The following is a 17,793-nucleotide window of genomic DNA, read 5'->3' as shown; positions in this document are numbered from 1 at the left end:
TGCAGTATTCGTTGGTCGATAAGTTTCTTCCGGCAACAGATTTCAATTTTGCATTCCTAAGTTCAGAGGTAGTCATGATTAAGAAAATCGGTGTGTTGACAAGCGGCGGTGATGCGCCGGGCATGAACGCGGCAATTCGTGGTGTTGTCCGTGCAGCGCTGACGGAAGGCCTGGAAGTTTTTGGCGTTTATGACGGTTATCTGGGCCTGTATGAAGATCGTATGGTTCAGCTCGACCGCTACAGCGTGTCTGACATGATCAACCGTGGCGGTACTTTCCTCGGTTCTGCGCGCTTCCCGGAATTCCGCGACGAACACGTTCGTGAAGTGGCTATCGAAAACATGAAGAAACGTGGTCTGGACGCCCTGGTGGTTATCGGTGGTGACGGTTCCTACATGGGTGCAAAACGTCTGACCGAAATGGGTTTCCCGTGCATCGGTCTACCTGGCACCATCGACAACGACATCAAAGGCACTGACTACACTATCGGCTTCTTTACTGCACTCGGTACCGTTGTTGAAGCGATTGACCGCCTGCGTGACACCTCGTCTTCTCACCAGCGTATCTCTATCGTTGAAGTGATGGGCCGTTACTGTGGCGACCTGACGCTGGCGGCTGCCATTGCGGGCGGTTGCGAATTTATCGTCGTGCCAGAAGTCGAATTTAGTCGTGAAGATCTGGTGGCTGAAATCAAAGCGGGCATCGCGAAGGGTAAAAAACACGCGATCGTGGCTATCACCGAGCACATCTGCGACGTTGACGAGCTGGCGAAGTACATCGAAGCCGAAACCAAACGCGAAACCCGCGCGACCGTACTGGGCCACATCCAGCGTGGCGGTTCCCCAGGTCCTTACGACCGTATTCTGGCGTCCCGTATGGGCGCGTACGCGATCGATCTGCTGCTGCAGGGCCACGGCGGCCGCTGCGTCGGTATTCAGAACGAAAAACTGGTTCACCACGACATCATCGACGCCATTGAAAACATGAAGCGTCCGTTCAAAGGTGACTGGCTGGACTGCGCGAAAAAGCTGTACTGATTCTCTTGGCCCTCTTCTTTCGCGAAGAGGGCCATTATTCCACTACGTTATAGCCAATCTTTTTTTATTCTTTAATCCTCGATTCGCTTTCTGGCACGCTGCATTCATCAAAACACTACACAAGAGAGCTGGGCGATGAATAAATGGGGCGTGGGTTTAACATTATTGCTGGCATCGACCAGCGTTCTGGCTAAGGATATCCAGTTACTGAACGTGTCATATGACCCGACGCGTGAACTGTACGAGCAATACAACAAAGCGTTTGCGGCACACTGGAAACAGGAAACCGGCGACAACGTGGTGGTTCGTCAGTCGCATGGCGGCTCCGGCAAGCAGGCGACGTCCGTGATAAACGGTATTGAAGCCGACGTGGTGACCCTGGCGCTGGCCTACGATGTCGACGCGATCGCCGAGCGTGGCCGCATTGACAAAAACTGGATCAAACGCCTGCCGGATAACTCCGCACCCTACACCTCGACCATCGTCTTCCTGGTGCGCAAAGGAAACCCGAAACAAATTAAAGACTGGAACGACCTGATCAAACCGGGCGTTTCTGTGATTACCCCGAACCCGAAAAGCTCCGGCGGCGCTCGCTGGAACTACCTGGGCGCATGGGGTTACGCGCTGCATCACAACAACGGCGACCAGGCCAAAGCGCAGGAGTTCGTGAAGGCGCTGTATAAAAACGTTGAGGTGCTGGACTCCGGCGCGCGTGGTGCCACCAACACCTTCGTCGAGCGCGGGATTGGCGACGTGCTGATTGCATGGGAAAACGAAGCACTGCTGGCGACCAACGAACTGGGTAAAGACAAATTCGAGATCGTGACCCCGAGCGAATCGATTCTGGCTGAGCCGACCGTTTCTGTGGTCGATAAAGTGGTTGAGAAGAAAGATACCAAAGCGGTGGCGGAAGCTTACCTGAAGTATCTCTATTCGCCAGAAGGCCAGGAAATTGCGGCGAAAAACTTCTATCGTCCACGCGATCCCGCTGTTGCGAAGAAATACGAAAGCATATTCCCTAAACTGAAACTCTTCACCATCGATGACGAGTTCGGCGGCTGGACGAAAGCGCAGAAAGAGCACTTCTCTAATGGCGGTACCTTCGACCAAATCAGCCAGCGCTAACCAGTAGCCTGTGACACGGTGACCCGGCGTGAGAAATCCGCCGGGTTTTTTATTTGGTCATCATTTTGCGTTACTCTTTTGCCTCAATCGAAAACAGGGAACGCGTTGTGAAAAAAATTATCTTATTGATCCTCATTGTCATCGCCCTTGCCGCTGGCGGCGTGTACTGGATGAAGGCGGGTAATCCGAATGCGTTAAGACATATCGTTCTCGACCAGTGTGTGCCGAATCAGATCCAGAATCGTAACCCGGCACCCTGTGCGCAGGTGAAAACGGATGCAGGCTATGTGATATTTAAAGACCGCAACGGGCCGCTGCAATACCTGCTGATGCCGACATATCGCATCAACGGCACCGAGAGCCCGCTGTTGACCGAAGCGCATACGCCGAACTTTTTCTGGCTGGCGTGGCAGTCGCGCAGCTTTATGAGCCTGAAGCGTGGAGCCGAGGTGCCTGACAGCGCCATTTCGCTGACGATTAACTCCCCGACAGGGCGCACGCAGAACCACTTTCATATTCATATCTCCTGCCTTCGCCCGGACGTGCGCGAGAAGCTCAACGCGGCACAGGGAGAAATCAGCACCCAGTGGCTGCCTCTTCCCGGGGGACTGGAAGGACATGAGTATCTTGCTCGTCGGGTGACGGAGAATGAACTGGTCCAGCGCAGCCCGTTTATGATGCTGGCAGAAGAGCTGCCGGAAGCGCGCGACCATATGGGGCGTTTCGCACTGGCGATGGCGCAGCAGTTTGATGGTTCGTTTGTGTTGCTGGCGACCGAGCGTAACCTGCTCACGCTTAACCGCGCGTCTGCGGAGGAACTGCAGGATCATCAATGCGCTATCCTGAAGTAACCCCACCATAAATCGCGTTTACTCCGGATGCCTGTCACCGTAGACTTGCTCAAAAATACTACAGGAGACAGGTATGTCGCTCTGGTCAACGTATCCTCTGCTGCTGCCCTCACTGATCGTTGGCGTCACCATCGTGCTGTGGGCGACGTCGCTATTGCCGGAATTCATCACCGCGCTGCTGTTCTTCACGGCGGCAATGACTGCGAAGATCGCCCCGCCGGAGGTCATCTTTGGCGGTTTTGCCTCGTCTGCTTTCTGGCTGGTCTTCAGCGGATTCGTGCTCGGCGTGGCGATCCGTAAAACCGGACTGGCAGACAGGGCCGCCAGGGCGCTGTCGGCAAGGCTCACCGACTCCTGGGTGTTGATGGTGGCGAGCGTGGTGCTGCTGAGCTACGCGCTGGCGTTTGTGATGCCGTCGAATATGGGACGTATTGCGCTACTGATGCCGATTGTCGCCGCGATGGCGAAACGCGCCGGTATCGCAGACGGCTCCCGAGCGTGGTTTGGTCTGGCGCTGGCGGTAGGGTTTGGGACTTTCCAGCTTTCGGCGACGATTCTGCCTGCTAACGTCCCTAACCTGGTGATGAGCGGTGCGGCGGAAGGCTCGTACGGCATCCATCTGAACTATGTTCCTTATCTGCTGCTGCACACGCCGGTGCTGGGCATTCTCAAAGGCCTGATTCTGATTGGCCTCATCTGCTGGCTATTTCCCGGCAGCCCAAAATCGCCGAAAGAACAGGCGCCGTCTGAGCCTATGGGGCGGGACGAAAAGCGTCTTGCCTGGCTGCTGGCGGTGGTGCTGGGGATGTGGGTTACGGAGAGCTGGCACGGCGTGGGGCCCGCGTGGACGGGGCTGGCGGCGTCGATCATCGTTATGCTGCCGCGCATTGGTTTCATTACCGGGGAAGAGTTTTCTGCGGGGGTGAATATGCGCACCTGTATCTACGTTGCCGGTATTCTGGGGCTGGCGATCGTCGTGACGCAAACCGGTATCGGAACGGCGGTGGGCGAGGCGTTGCTCCGCATTATGCCGCTGGATGCAGGCCGACCGTTCACCAGTTTCCTGGCGCTGACCGGTATTACCACCGCACTCAACTTCATTATGACCGCCAACGGCGTTCCGGCGCTGTATACCACTCTGGCGCAGAGTTTTTCGGACGCGACCGGTTTCCCGCTGCTGTCGGTGATTATGATTCAGGTGCTGGGCTATTCCACGCCGCTGCTGCCCTATCAGGCGTCTCCGATTGTGGTGGCGATGGGGTTAGGAAAGGTGCCTGCCAGGGCGGGGATGGTGCTTTGTCTGGCGCTGGCTATTGCAACGTATCTGGTGCTGCTGCCGCTGGATTATCTGTGGTTTAGCCTGCTGGGACGGCTGTAAAAAAGCCCGGTGGCGCTGACGCTTACCGGGCCTACAGAACCGCAGGGCGGGTTAGCGAAGCGCCACCCGCCACAAAGGCAATTACGCCTGTTTAGCCGCTTCTGCCGCTTTAACGATCACCGCGAAAGCGTCCGCTTTCAGGGATGCACCGCCAACCAGCGCGCCATCGATGTCTGGCTGGGTGAACAGCTCAGCAGCGTTGGAAGCGTTAACGGAACCGCCGTACTGGATAATCACTTGCTCAGCGACTTTGGCGTCAGCTTTCGCAATGTGGTCACGAATGAATTTGTGAACAGCCTGAGCCTGTGCAGGGGTTGCTGATTTGCCGGTACCGATCGCCCAGACTGGCTCGTAAGCGATAACCGCGCCTTCGAACGCTGCCGCGCCCTGGGTTTTCAGCACTGCGTCGATCTGACGTGCGCACACTTCTTCGGTTTTGCCCGCTTCGTTTTCCGCTTCGGTTTCACCGATGCACAGAACCGGAATCAGGCCCTGCTCTTTCAGCACGGCGAATTTCTTCGCGATGAACTCATCGGATTCTTTGTGATAGGTGCGACGCTCGGAGTGGCCGATGATGATGTATTTCGCGCCGATATCTTTCAGCATTTCAGCGGAGGTTTCACCGGTGAACGCGCCAGACAGGTTAACGTCAACGTTCTGCGCGCCCAGAATGATGTGGCTGCCATCAGCGGCGTGTTTAGCCAGATCCAGATACATATCCGGCGGAGCGATCGCAACCGCGCAGCCGGTCACGCCAGTCAGCTCTTTACGCAGGTTCGCAACCAGTTCGTTTACCATGTGGCGGCTGCCGTTCAGCTTCCAGTTACCCATCACTAAAGGATGTCGCATTTCAATTCTCCACGCTAAATAAGCGAATTAAGGAATATGGCCACCCTGTCGGGCAGCATGGTCTGTGAATCAGTATAGAGATTTTCCCTCGAAAGGCTTTGCTTTTTGTCATTAATTCGCCCCGCCGAGAGTGTCAGATAGTGCCAGCTTAATCGGTTCAACAGCGAAGGTCAGTCCTTTTTCGCCGTTGTCCGCCACAACATAGCGGATCGCGCCTTCGGTATTGGCGTAGTAACGCTTGTTTTTCCCTGCGGTAAGGAGTTTCTGCAGCTTTTGCTGGCTTTGCTTTTTCGTCAGTGCCGGGGTAAACGCCTGCAGGACCGCGCTCATATACTCAAGCGCTTTCGCCTTAGCGGCTTTCTGCTCTGGCCCCTGTATCGGCAGCCAGGTGATTTGCATGCTTTTGATTTTTAACGTTCCGCGCTCCAGCGCCGTCGAGGCATACAAATTCTCATTAATCTTGCTTGCCGCACGAGTCAGTGTGGGGGTATCGCGGGAGCCATCAATGGCGCGAAACTCATCCAGCGGCAGCGTGGGGTTGGCCTGATTGAAGGCTTCACGAAACTGGCTGATGGACTGATCGAACGACGGGGCGCCCGCCAGCAGATACGGCGCTGTGGTGGGGGCAGTGGTTTCGGCGGCGTGCAGGGGAAAACCCGCGCTGATCACCGCTAAACACAGGAAAAGAGAATGTGCCGAACTTTTCATCAACATTGTCCCTGGCCGTAAGTGCTCATGATTAAAACGATATCTGGTCGGCTTGTCAAAAGGTCACAACTCCAGGGTAAAATGCGCGCTATACGATAATAAGGAACCTTACATGACCATACAGCAGTGGTTGTTTTCATTCAAAGGGCGTATTGGACGCCGTGATTTCTGGATCTGGATGGTGACGTGGGTTGTCGCCATGCTGCTTCTGTTTTTCGTTGCTTACAACGCATGGCTGAGCACGCAAACGGCGGCCTTCGCGCTGGTCTGCCTGCTATGGCCAACGGCGGCTGTTGTTGTTAAACGCCTGCACGATCGCGGTCGTTCCGGCGCGTGGGCATTTCTGATTATTCTGGCGTGGATGCTGGTGGCGGGGAACTGGGCGATGCTTCCGTCCATCCTGCCGTGGGTTGTGGGCAGGCTGCTGCCTTCGGTCATCTTCGTGATGATGATTGTCGATCTGGGTGCGTTTATCGGCACCCAGAGCGAAAACAAATACGGTAAAGATACCGTTGAGGTGAAATACCGCTGATCACCAGTAGTGTTCAGCGGTCATATGGCCCGGCCGGCGGCGAAGATGTTTCGTCATCTGCCGGGTATCCTTCAGAAGCTGCTGCGTGTCCCGTACCATCTGCGGGTTGCCACACAGCATGACGTGGCTGGTTTCAGCGTTCAGCGGCAAACCCACTGCCTCTTCCAGGGCTCCACTCTCAATTAACGCCGGCACGCGACCGGTAAGCGTTCCTGCTACGGTTTCGCGGCTGACCACCGTCTGAATCTTTAACTTTCCGCCGTACCGCTGCTCCAGCGCCTGCATCTGTGGCAGGTAGCTCAGGTCCGCGGCGTAGCGCGCAGCGTGCACCAGCACGATGTTTTTAAAGCGCTCCAGATCTTTGCCGTACTGCAAAATAGAGAGATAAGGGCCGATGGCCGTACCGGTTGCCAGCATCCAGAGCGTGTCACAATTCGGGATCTCTTCGAGTACAAAGAAGCCTGCCGCTTCACTCACAATTTGCACGTCGTCGCCGGGCTTAAGGGCGGCAAGGCGCGGGCTGAGCTTACCGTCAGGAACGGTGACCAGATAGAATTCGAGATCCGGGTTATCAGGCGCGTTAACGTAAGAGTAGGCGCGCTGCACGCGCTCGCCGTCGACATCCAGTCCCAGCTTTGCAAATTGCCCGGCTTTAAACGGGTGAACGGGAGCATGTACGGTGAGACTAAATAGCGCATCGGTCCAGAACTGTACCTTTGTGACTTTACCTGTTACCCAGTCCGCCATGATCTTCTCCTGTGCTGTTTCTCTGTTCTATCTTCCGTACTTAACGGGGAGATTTCCAGCCCATTTGGGCCGGAAAGCTCTATCGATCAAACGGTTTTACAGAATGTGCGTCTGTACGTCCGGGTCTTTGCGGTCGAGATAGTGGATAGACTGGATGCGACGAATGGTGCGTGATTTACCGCGGATCAGCAGCGTTTCGGTGGTCGCCATATTGCCCTTGCGGGTGATGCCGTCCAGCAGATCGCCTTTGGTGATGCCGGTCGCCGAGAAGACCACGTTATCGCTACGGGCCATCTCGTCCAGCGCGAGCACTTTATTGGCCTCGATGCCCATCGCTTCGCAGCGCGCCAGCTCGTTTTCTCCGATACGGCGGTTCTCTTCGCTGTCGCCTTTCACCTCGTGGCGGGGCAGCAGACGGGCCTGCATATCGCCATCGAGCGCGCGGATCACTGCCGCAGAGACCACACCTTCCGGTGCGCCGCCGATGCCGTACAGCACGTCTACTTCGCTGTCCGGCATGCAGGTAAGGATCGAGGCGGCAACGTCACCGTCCGGAATGGCAAACACGCGCACGCCGAGCTTTTGCATCTGCGCGATGGTGGCGTCGTGGCGCGGTTTCGCCAGAATCGTCACGGTGAGTTCGCTAAGGGGTTTGCCCAGGGCTTTGGCGACGTTGTGCAGGTTCTCTTCCAGCGGCAGGCTAAGGTCGATTGCGCCTTTCGCGCCAGGACCGACAATCAGCTTTTCCATGTACATATCCGGCGCGTTAAGGAAGCAGCCCTTATCGCCCACGGCCAGCACCGCCAGGGCGTTGGCCTGACCCATTGCGGTCATGCGGGTACCTTCGATCGGGTCGACGGCGATATCCACGGCATCGCCTTTGCCGGTACCGACTTTTTCACCAATATAGAGCATTGGCGCTTCGTCGATCTCGCCTTCGCCGATCACGATGGTGCCGTCGATGTTGACCTGGTTAAGTACAATGCGCATGGCATGGACGGCTGCACCGTCTGCGGTATTTTTATCGCCACGACCCAGCCACTTATAGCCTGCAAGGGCGGCCGCTTCGGTGACGCGGGAAAACTCGATAGCAAGTTCACGTTTCATGAGGTACTCGTGCAATCAAAAGGAATTGCACGAAGTTTATCACAGAGTGGGGAGGGGGGTTTTAAGTCCCCTCTCCCCTTTGGGGAGAGGGTTAGGGTGAGGGGTAAGTTTGTCTTACTCCTCGTGTTCTTCCCACGCCAGGGCGCGTTTCACCGCTTTCTTCCAGCCGCTGTAGCGGAAGTTACGCTCGGTGGTTTCGATGCCCGGGCGGAACTCGCGTTCGATAACCGCTTTTTCCTGCAGCTCGTCCAGGTTCTGCCAGAAGCCTACCGCCAGACCGGCAAGGTACGCCGCACCCAGCGCCGTCACTTCACGCACTTCAGGGCGCTCAACGCGGGTGCCCAGAATGTCGGACTGGAACTGCATCAGGAAGTTATTCGCTACCGCACCGCCGTCCACGCGCAGGGCGTGCAGACGAATGCCGGAGTCCGCCTGCATCGCTTCCAGCACGTCGCGGGTCTGGTATGCGATGGATTCCAGAGTGGCGCGAATAATGTGGTTAGAGTTCACGCCACGCGTCAGTCCGAAAATCGCGCCGCGTGCATACGGATCCCAGTAGGGTGCGCCCAGACCGGTGAACGCAGGCACCACGTACACGCCGTTTGTGTCTTTCACTTTGGTCGCGAAGTACTCGGAGTCGAATGCATCGCTGATCAGCTTCATCTCGTCACGCAGCCACTGGATAGACGCACCGGCCATGAACACAGCACCTTCCAGGGCATAGTTAACTTCGCCGCGCGGGCCGCAGGCGATGGTGGTCAGCAGACCGTTTTCTGATTTCACCGCTTTCTCACCGGTGTTCATCAGCATAAAGCAGCCGGTGCCGTAGGTATTCTTCGCCATCCCTTCCTTGACGCACAGCTGGCCGAACAGCGCCGCCTGCTGGTCACCGGCGATACCGGCGATAGGAATACGGGTGCCACCTTTACCGCCGATGTTGGTCTGGCCGTAAACCTCAGAAGACTTGCGCACTTCAGGCAGCATCGCGCGTGGGATATCCAGCGCGTCCAGCATCTTGTCATCCCACTCCAGGGTGTTGATGTTGAACAGCATGGTACGCGAGGCGTTGGTGTAATCGGTGACGTGGACGCGTCCCTGGGTCATCTTCCAGATAAGCCAGGTGTCAACGGTACCGAACAGCAGCTCGCCGCGTTTAGCACGCTCGCGTGAACCTTCCACGTGGTCGAGGATCCATTTCACTTTGGTGCCGGAGAAGTACGGGTCAACCACCAGGCCGGTGGCGCTGCGCACGTACTCTTCCATACCGTCGCGCTTCAGCTGTTCGCAAATCTCAGAGGTACGGCGGCACTGCCAGACGATGGCGTTGTAAATAGGTTTACCGGTTTCACGTTCCCAGACAATCGTCGTTTCACGCTGGTTAGTGATACCAATCGCGGCAATCTCGTCGGAACTGATATCGGCTTTCGCCAGCACTTCGACCAGCGTGGAGCTTTGTGACGCCCAAATCTCCATCGGGTCGTGTTCTACCCAGCCTGGACGAGGATAAATTTGCTCAAATTCGCGCTGTGACACGCTGACGATGTTCGCGTCATGATCCATTACGACAGCGCGGGAGCTGGTAGTGCCCTGGTCGAGCGCAACGATATATTTTTTTTCGGTCATGGTATGTGTCCCGTAGTCAGATTACAGCGAAGCTTTTTGTTGTGCGGTAGAAGTCGTTTCCTTCTCCTCTTCCACACAGGTGTCGCACGGTAAGTGGCGACCAATTAATTTGCGGTAGCTAAACGCACCCAGCGCAGCCCCGACAACCGGCGCAAACAGCGGCACCAGGAAGTAAGGAATGTCTTTGCCGCCTGTGAAGGCGACGTCGCCCCAGCCTGCGATAAAGGCGAACGCTTTTGGTCCGATATCACGTGCCGGGTTCATCGCGAAGCCGGTCAGCGGGCCCATGGATGCGCCAATTACCGCAATCAGCAGGCCAATCAGCAGGGGGGCCAGCGGGCCGCGCGGAATGCCGTTTCCGTCGTCGGTCAGCGCCAGGATAACGCCCATCAGAATAGCGGTAATCACCATTTCAACTGCGAACGCCTGCACAAAATTGATGTGCGGGTTAGGGTAGGTTGAGAAGATGCCTGCCAGATCCAGACTTTCGACGCTGCCGCGTACCATATGATGCGTCTGTTCGAAGTCTATGAAAAGATTGTAATAAAGCCCGTAAACTAACGCCGCTGCGCAAAACGCGCCGGCAAACTGAGAAAGAATGAAAGGTACAACTTTGCGTCCGTCGAAGCACGCGAACAGCCACAGTGCGATTGTCACCGCCGGGTTAAGATGTGCACCAGAAACCCCTGCTGTCAGGTAGATGGCCATCGCCACGCCCAGACCCCAGATGATACTGATTTCCCACTGACCAAAACTGGCACCCGCCACTTTCAGTGCAGCGACACAGCCCACTCCGAAGAATATCAACAACCCGGTACCAAGGAACTCGGCAATGCACTGGCCTTTTAAGGTTGATGTCTGACTCATAATCGGAATCCTGAAGAAATTGATGTTTATTGTTAGCATGACCGCCCGTGACAGCCACGATGCCCTGTAGACATAGTGTTAATTTATCGTTAACGAGCAAAAACGAGAAATATCGAAATCGAAATGTGTGGTCTGCGTCAATAAAATGAGCGTTTTCGCGCCATAAAGCACATCTTTGCAGCAGTACAGGATCAGTGCCGGAATGTGAGCTGAATCATTTCATTAACGAATCAGCTAACAATTTAGGGGTATATGACGCGAACACACCAGGACCAGACCTAAAAGTGTTGCAAACCGCGATCTGCGCGGTGTGTCGCTGGACACAGAGCGCCGCGCTCCATACAATCGACGGTATATGTCGTGCGCGTTTATGTTAAAGCGTCGCCTTGCAATTCAGGAGAGGTAGCATCATGTCTTTAGAAGTGTTTGAGAAACTGGAATCGAAAGTACAGCAGGCGATTGACACCATCACCCTGCTGCAGATGGAAATTGAAGAGCTGAAAGAGAAGAACAACAGCCTGGTGCAGGAAGTTCAGAACGCGCAGCACGGCCGCGAAGAACTGGAGCGCGAAAACAACCAGCTGCGCGAACAGCAGAACGGCTGGCAGGATCGCCTGCAGGCGCTGCTGGGACGTATGGAAGAAGTCTGATTCCCACTGGGATGAACTGCACAGGCCGGGTAAGGCGAAGCCGCTACCCGGCTTTTTTATGGTTCTCGCTAACTGACATCCAACCATAAAAAAGGCCGCCAGAGGCGGCCTTAACGCTACTTGTCCTGCGCTGTCATAGCAAAAGTAACGAACACATTCGGTTCATCACTCTTTACAACGAGTACGCTGGCGACAATGAACGCGATACATAAATAGCGTTTCATTATGCGGTCCCTGCAGCTAACCGCTCCACCGTTCACCACCGGTGATAAGTCGGTGGACACAAGCCCGGTTAAAGGTTGCTTTACGGTTGTTAATTCACCTTTCCCTGGACCGATGCCCATGTGCGAGATGGCGGAAAGGGACGATGCATCATAATGAGCAACAGTAGCGTAGTTAAGGTTTTCAAAGGAAATTAGGAATTTATAAAGGGTCGATGGGGTTACCTGAGATTTGAACCAGGGTAAGATAAAAATCCTGGTTAAAGGTTGCAAAACTCCCCAACGGACCGCGAATCCCGAGGGACAAAAAAACCGCCACATTGCTGTTGGCGGTTTTTTTATGGTTCACGCTGACGGTTTAATTACTCGATATCCAGAGGATCTTCGGAAAGGATAATGCCGGTATTATCGGCGTAGAGATGATCCCCGGAGAAGAAGGTCACGCCCCCGAAATTAACGCGCACGTCGCTTTCGCCGATGCCGTCACCCGCCGCCCCTACCGGTATGGCCGCGATGGCCTGAATCCCGATATCCAGGTCTTCCAGATCGTCCACCTGGCGCACGGAACCGTATACCACAAGGCCTTCCCACTCGTTCTGGACGGCAATGCCGGCCAGTTCAGCATCAATTAATGCCCGGCGCACGGAACCGCCGCCGTCGACCACAAGAACGCGGCCGCGGCCGTTCTGTTCGAGCAGATCGTACAGCAACCCGTTGTCCTCGAAACATTTCACCGTGACGATTTGACCGCCAAATGATGACCGCCCACCAAAGTTGGAGAACAGCGGTTCAACGACGTTGACATCTTCCTGGTAGATGTCACAAAGCTCGGAGGTATCGTATTTCATAGGTTTAACGCTCAGTTGCTGCGAATGTGTTCAGTATATCGTGCGAAATGCGTTGTTGGCAAAATCATCAATTGTTAATTGATATTTGTCAGCTAACGCAGCGTCTGGCTTAACACAATCCCGATGACGAACAACAGGTTAGTCAGCAGCGCACCTTTTACCGTGCGCTCCAGCATCGGCGGCATGGCGGACGGGCTGAGTTCACGCATCACAAGGCGGGCCTGCTTAATCAGCAGCGGCGCGGCAAGCACAAACAGCCAGCCCCACAGGCTTTGCAAGGAAATCAGGTTAAACAGCGCCAGGCAAACCAGCGCGCCAATGAGCAGGCAGGCATGATAGCGGCGGGCATTAACCGGCCCCAGACGAACCGCCAGGGTATTTTTGCCGTTCTCGCGATCGCTGTCGATGTCGCGCAGGTTGTTGATGTTGAGCACAGCCGTCGCCAGCAGACCGCAGGCGGTCGCAGGCAGGAACAGGGCAGGGATCACCGTATGCGCCTGCAGGTACCAGCTTCCCATCACGCTCAGCCAGCCGAAGAACACCAGTACGGAGATATCCCCGAGTCCAATATAACCGTAAGGACGCGTGCCGACGGTGTAGGTGATGGCCGCGATAATGGCCAGTAAACCCAGCACCAGGAAGCCAATAAAATCGCTGGTGGTCTTAGACGCCACCGTCACCAGCGCCAGGCCGGATACGCAGATCAGCACCACAGTGATAATCAGCGCGCGTTTCATCTGCGCCTGGGTAATCACCCCTTTCTGCATTCCGCGCAGTGGCCCTATGCGGTCCGGCTTGTCGCTGCCTTTTACCGCGTCGCCGTAGTCGTTGGCGAGATTGGAGAGAATTTGCAGCAGGCCGGCGGTAATCAGTGCCAGCGCGGCGACCAGCGGATCAAAATAACCCTGCCACCAGGCAAGGGCGGTGCCGACGATAATCGCGGCAAAGGCCAGAGGAAGTGTTTTTGGGCGCAGACTTTCGAGCCACGCCTGCGTACGGCTGATGTCAGTCATAAGTATTTAGCCAATAAAAATGGGGGCATTAGCCCCCATTAAACGTGATGAGAATCCAGTAACCGCGATTATAGGATAAAACGGCTCAGATCTTCATCTGCCACTAACGCATCCAGATGTTTACTCACATATTCTGAGTCAATGGTAACGGTTTGGCCGTTCAGGTCGCTCGCGTCATAAGAGATATCTTCAACCAGGCGTTCCAGCACGGTATGCAGGCGACGCGCACCGATGTTTTCGGTGGTTTCGTTCACCTGCCATGCAGCCTGGGCAATACGTTTGATACCGTCTTCGGTGAATTCGAGGTTCACGCCTTCGGTCGCCATCAGCGCTTTGTACTGTACGGTAGCAGAGGCGTTTGGCTCGGTCAGGATACGTTCGAAATCTTCGGTGGTCAGCGCCTGCAGCTCAACGCGGATAGGCAGACGGCCCTGCAGCTCCGGGATCAGATCCGACGGGCTGGCAACCTGGAAGGCACCTGATGCGATAAACAGGATGTGGTCCGTTTTCACCATGCCATGCTTGGTGGAGACGGTGCAGCCTTCAACCAGCGGCAGCAGATCGCGCTGAACGCCTTCGCGGGACACGTCCGGGCCGGAGCTGTTGCCACCGCGCTTACAAATTTTGTCGATTTCGTCGATAAACACGATACCGTGCTGCTCAACCGCGTCGATAGCGTCCTGCTTCAGCTCTTCCGGGTTCACCAGCTTCGCCGCTTCTTCTTCAATCAGCAGCTTCATCGCGTCTTTAATTTTCAGCTTACGCGCTTTCTGCTTCTGTCCGCCCAGGTTCTGGAACATGGACTGGAGCTGACTGGTCATCTCTTCCATGCCCGGAGGTGCCATGATTTCCACACCCATTGGCGCGGCAGCGAGATCGATCTCAATCTCTTTGTCATCCAGCTGGCCTTCGCGCAGTTTTTTGCGGAACGCCTGACGTGCAGCAGACGGTTCTGCCTGCTGTTCTGCCTGGCCCCAGTTGTTTTTTGCCGGTGGGATCAGCACGTCGAGAATGCGCTCTTCGGCCATCTCTTCCGCGCGATAGCGGTTTTTCTCGATCGCCTGGACGCGCACCATCTTGATCGCCGAGTCGGTCAGATCGCGGATGATGGAGTCCACTTCTTTACCCACGTAGCCCACTTCGGTGAACTTGGTGGCTTCAACTTTGATGAACGGCGCGTTGGCCAGCTTCGCCAGTCGACGGGCGATTTCGGTTTTACCGACCCCGGTCGGGCCGATCATCAGAATATTTTTCGGTGTGACTTCGTGGCGCAGCTCTTCGTCAAGCTGCATACGACGCCAGCGGTTACGCAGAGCGATAGCCACGGAGCGCTTGGCGTTATCCTGGCCGATAATGTGTTTGTTCAGTTCGCTGACAATTTCGCGTGGGGTCATTTCAGACATGGGAGATCCTTACGCTTTGGAGGTCAATTCTTCGATGGTGTGATTGTGGTTGGTATAGATGCAGATATCACCTGCAATATCCAACGCCTTCACCGCGATATCACGCGCGTTCATGTCGGTATTTTCCAACAGCGCGCGGGCTGCAGCCTGGGCATACGGGCCGCCAGAGCCGATGGCAATCAGGTCATTTTCCGGCTGAATCACGTCACCGTTACCGGTGATGATAAGCGAAGCGGTTTCATCGGCCACGGCCAGCAGCGCTTCGAGCTTGCGCAGCATGCGGTCGGTACGCCAGTCTTTTGCCAGCTCAACGGCAGCTTTCACCAGATGACCCTGGTGCATTTCCAGTTTGCGTTCAAAAAGTTCAAACAGCGTGAAGGCATCCGCCGTGCCGCCTGCAAAACCGGCGATCACTTTGTCGTTGTAGAGACGGCGTACTTTCTTCACGTTGCCTTTCATGACGGTATTACCCAGCGTGGCCTGGCCATCACCGGCGATTACCACATGGCCGTTACGGCGTACACTTACTATTGTTGTCACGAGCAGACCCCCTGGTTACAGAATCGGGAAACAGAAGCCCTGAGCCTGTGCTCAGGGCTGAATTAAATGATAGATGGGGGGGATTTTGGGGGTTTCAACCCCCGGAGGCGAGTCGAATGCAGTTTGTGTGACCGGCGATTTTCAAACGCGAAATGGTGCCATCGGCATTTTCCTTGCCTTTCACCGGCCCAATCACCACGCGATTCCAGCCGTTATTGGTGGTAATACGCGAATCAAACCCTTCGAAGGCCAGCTGCGCACGCACCGTTTCCGCCTGCTCCGCGCCTTTGAACGAACCGCACTGCACCATCCAGCGGCGTTCGTCTTTTTTCTCAGCCGTCTGCTTCGGCGCTTCGGTCTCCTTGGTCACCGGCGCAGCCTGCTGAGTTTTCGGCTGCTGCGCGGTGGTATGCGCTGGCGTCTGAAGCAGATCCTGATAAGGCTGAGCCGCCTGTTTCTGCGGCTGAGTTTTCGGCTGCTGCTGGACAGGCTGAGACTGCACCGTACGCGTCGGCTGCTGATACGGCTGTTCCGTTACCCGCGGCTGTGCCTTAGGCTGCTGCACCGGCTGGGTTTGTGCCCACTGCTGCTGTTGTTGCTGCTGGATCTGCTGTTGCGCCTGACGTCGCTGCAGCGTTTGCTGGCGCTGTGCCGGGGTCTGCTCATTCCACGGCACTTCGTTCAGCTGCGTAGGTTGCTGGCGCATATCGGCCTGCATTTGTGCCAGCAGCTGACGCTGTTCATCCGTTAGCTGATTCGCATTCTGCACTTCACCACCCGCAGAAGGTTCAGTTGGCGCACGTACCCCAGGCTGACGGCTTTCCAGCTCTTTGATATAGCGCCAGCGCTCTTCAGGCTTCGGAGGAAGGCCATTTCCGGCCACTTTGCTTGCCTGAAGCGCCTCAGACTCTTCTTTTTTATGGTGCGTGATAAAGTACAGGCCACCAATAAAGGCGACGACTACAGCCGCAGCAATAGCGACCATTGCTGGCGAGACAGCAGGCAGGTTACGTTGCTTTTTCCTTGAGCTACTCTTTTTGCGTCGCGAAGGTGCCGGCTGGCCGCGACGTACATAATCTCGTTGTGCCACTATCGTTTCGCTGTATTTATTCGTTCGTCAGTCCGCCATGTTACTTAAGCGGCGGGGCTTTGACCAGATAAGGGTATCCGAAAGACGTTTACTTTAAGTCAATGCCTGGGTAGTGCCGCGGACGATCAGTTCACAGTCCAGCAACCGCGAGCCGCTGCTAACTGTTTGACCGTGAAGCTGATCCAGCAGAAGAAGCATCGCTTCGCGGCCGATTTGGTAGCGCGGCTGAGCGACCGTTGAGAGCGGCGGATCGCAAAATTCCGAAAGCGAAATATTATCGAAACCGATGATCGATAAATCTTTCGGTATGCGAAGACCGCGGCGTTTGGCATACGATAATGCGCCCAGCGCCATCACGTCGCTGTGACAAAATACGGCGGTTGGCGGCTCAGGCAGGTCCAGAAGTTTCTCCAGCGCCTGTCCACCTGCAGCGAAGGTAAAATCGCCGCGCGCAATGTAGTGCGGATCGACGGTAACGCCGGTACGGCGCAGCGCCTGAACATAGCCCTGCAGACGGTAGTGACACAGCGGCATCTCTTCCGGTCCGGCGATGCAGCCAATACGCTTATGCCCCAGCTCCTGGAGATAATTTACGGCGTTGAACGCGGCGGTGAGGTTATCGATATGGACCGTCGGCAGCTCCAGCTCTGGCGCAAACTCGTTGGCCATGACCATCGGCGGTAAATTACGCTGCTCTTCAATGCTGGCATCAAACGGCAGACGAGAGCCAAGCAAAAGCATGCCGTCGATCTGCTTGGTGATAATGAGGTCGATGAAGGTTTTTTCCTGCTGATTCTGATGAGCACAGTCACCAATCAGCACCAGGTAACCTTGTTCCGCCGCGGTGACTTCAATACCGCGGATAATCTCGCTGAAAAAGGGGTCACAGATGTCCGGCACAATCACCAGAATGGTGCGCGACTCGTTGCGTTTAACGTTACGCCCCATCGCCTGTGGGAAATAGCCCACTTCCAGCGCAGCCTGCTCCACCCGGTTACGGGTCGCCTGGGAGACTTTATCCGGGTTCATTAATGCGCGGGATACCGTTGCCGTAGAGACTTGTGCTTTCTGGGCAACGTCTTTCATGGTCGCCGGTGCAACCTCTTTCCTGGACTTCAACGTCTTCTCCTCGCCTGAACACCGAACTTCTGACATCACCATTTTTACAGATTGTTAATGGAATCGGTTACAGAATTTTCATAAA

General features: G+C 55.7%; 18 protein-coding genes. 6 read left to right on the top strand and 12 right to left on the bottom strand.

The genetic code is table 11. The features are described from left to right. The first annotated feature begins 74 nt into the window (after positions 1–74). From pfkA to ACW9E7_RS20000, 4 genes are all read left to right on the top strand, one after another. Positions 75–1,037 carry a 6-phosphofructokinase gene (gene pfkA / locus ACW9E7_RS20015; protein WP_023309696.1) on the top strand — a complete coding sequence of 321 codons (963 nt, stop codon included), beginning with the start codon at positions 75–77 and terminating at the stop codon, positions 1,035–1,037. Between the two features lie 135 nt (positions 1,038–1,172). Next, entirely contained in the window at positions 1,173–2,162 is a 990-nt protein-coding gene (locus ACW9E7_RS20010; RefSeq protein ID WP_136196040.1) for a sulfate ABC transporter substrate-binding protein, read from the top strand. Positions 2,163–2,269: 107 nt separating this feature from the next. Further along, positions 2,270–3,013, top strand: a complete 744-nt coding sequence (locus ACW9E7_RS20005) for a CDP-diacylglycerol diphosphatase (protein WP_136196039.1) — start codon at positions 2,270–2,272, stop codon at positions 3,011–3,013. Between the two features lie 73 nt (positions 3,014–3,086). Then, the gene (locus tag ACW9E7_RS20000) at positions 3,087–4,391 is read left to right on the top strand and encodes an SLC13 family permease (protein WP_133295354.1); all 1,305 of its coding nucleotides are present in this window, start codon (positions 3,087–3,089) and stop codon (positions 4,389–4,391) included. An 81-nt stretch (positions 4,392–4,472) separates the two neighbouring features. Here ACW9E7_RS20000 and tpiA read toward each other — a convergent pair whose 3' ends face one another. Further along, positions 4,473–5,240, bottom strand: a complete 768-nt coding sequence (gene tpiA, locus ACW9E7_RS19995) for a triose-phosphate isomerase (protein ID WP_367896977.1) — start codon at positions 5,238–5,240, stop codon at positions 4,473–4,475. A gap of 111 nt (positions 5,241–5,351) precedes the next feature. Then, positions 5,352–5,948 carry a DUF1454 family protein gene (locus tag ACW9E7_RS19990; protein ID WP_458728253.1) on the bottom strand — a complete coding sequence of 199 codons (597 nt, stop codon included), beginning with the start codon at positions 5,946–5,948 and terminating at the stop codon, positions 5,352–5,354. A 112-nt stretch (positions 5,949–6,060) separates the two neighbouring features. Here ACW9E7_RS19990 and ACW9E7_RS19985 point away from each other — a divergent pair, with 112 nt between their 5' ends. Then, positions 6,061–6,480 (top strand): DUF805 domain-containing protein, encoded by a 420-nt coding sequence (locus tag ACW9E7_RS19985; protein WP_023293600.1) that lies wholly within the window; start codon positions 6,061–6,063, stop codon positions 6,478–6,480. Here ACW9E7_RS19985 and fpr read toward each other — a convergent pair whose 3' ends face one another. From fpr to ACW9E7_RS19965, 4 genes are all read right to left on the bottom strand, one after another. Further along, entirely contained in the window at positions 6,481–7,227 is a 747-nt protein-coding gene (gene fpr, locus ACW9E7_RS19980; protein WP_136196037.1) for a ferredoxin--NADP(+) reductase, read from the bottom strand. Positions 7,228–7,323: 96 nt separating this feature from the next. Next, entirely contained in the window at positions 7,324–8,334 is a 1,011-nt protein-coding gene (glpX, locus tag ACW9E7_RS19975) for a class II fructose-bisphosphatase (RefSeq protein ID WP_115876985.1), read from the bottom strand. Between the two features lie 114 nt (positions 8,335–8,448). Continuing rightward, positions 8,449–9,957, bottom strand: a complete 1,509-nt coding sequence (glpK, locus tag ACW9E7_RS19970; protein ID WP_023309688.1) for a glycerol kinase GlpK — start codon at positions 9,955–9,957, stop codon at positions 8,449–8,451. A 21-nt stretch (positions 9,958–9,978) separates the two neighbouring features. Beyond that, entirely contained in the window at positions 9,979–10,824 is an 846-nt protein-coding gene (locus ACW9E7_RS19965; RefSeq protein ID WP_014885705.1) for an MIP/aquaporin family protein, read from the bottom strand. 410 nt (positions 10,825–11,234) lie between these two features. Here ACW9E7_RS19965 and zapB point away from each other — a divergent pair, with 410 nt between their 5' ends. After that, positions 11,235–11,474: a septal ring assembly protein ZapB gene (zapB, locus tag ACW9E7_RS19960; RefSeq protein ID WP_196351319.1), complete on the top strand. Its 240-nt coding sequence runs from the start codon at positions 11,235–11,237 to the stop codon at positions 11,472–11,474. Positions 11,475–12,057: 583 nt separating this feature from the next. Here zapB and rraA read toward each other — a convergent pair. The 6 genes from rraA to cytR form a co-directional block, all read right to left on the bottom strand. Continuing rightward, a complete protein-coding gene (rraA, locus tag ACW9E7_RS19955; protein ID WP_023309687.1) occupies positions 12,058–12,543 on the bottom strand; it encodes a ribonuclease E activity regulator RraA in 486 nt (161 codons plus the stop codon). 92 nt (positions 12,544–12,635) lie between these two features. Then, entirely contained in the window at positions 12,636–13,556 is a 921-nt protein-coding gene (gene menA, locus ACW9E7_RS19950) for a 1,4-dihydroxy-2-naphthoate polyprenyltransferase (RefSeq protein ID WP_458728252.1), read from the bottom strand. Positions 13,557–13,624: 68 nt separating this feature from the next. Continuing rightward, positions 13,625–14,959 carry an HslU--HslV peptidase ATPase subunit gene (gene hslU / locus ACW9E7_RS19945; RefSeq protein ID WP_143345666.1) on the bottom strand — a complete coding sequence of 445 codons (1,335 nt, stop codon included), beginning with the start codon at positions 14,957–14,959 and terminating at the stop codon, positions 13,625–13,627. 9 nt (positions 14,960–14,968) lie between these two features. Beyond that, positions 14,969–15,499, bottom strand: coding sequence for an ATP-dependent protease subunit HslV (hslV, locus tag ACW9E7_RS19940; protein ID WP_008501802.1), 531 nt, complete (start codon positions 15,497–15,499; stop codon positions 14,969–14,971). A gap of 94 nt (positions 15,500–15,593) precedes the next feature. Then, positions 15,594–16,589 (bottom strand): cell division protein FtsN, encoded by a 996-nt coding sequence (ftsN, locus tag ACW9E7_RS19935; protein WP_111963962.1) that lies wholly within the window; start codon positions 16,587–16,589, stop codon positions 15,594–15,596. A gap of 93 nt (positions 16,590–16,682) precedes the next feature. Beyond that, entirely contained in the window at positions 16,683–17,708 is a 1,026-nt protein-coding gene (gene cytR, locus ACW9E7_RS19930; protein ID WP_023309683.1) for a DNA-binding transcriptional regulator CytR, read from the bottom strand. Positions 17,709–17,793: the final 85 nt, after the last annotated feature.

Source organism: Enterobacter sp. H2G27 (assembly GCF_054403075.1).
Note: the sequence above shows the minus strand (reverse complement) of the source record. Positions and strands in the feature narration are given on the sequence as shown.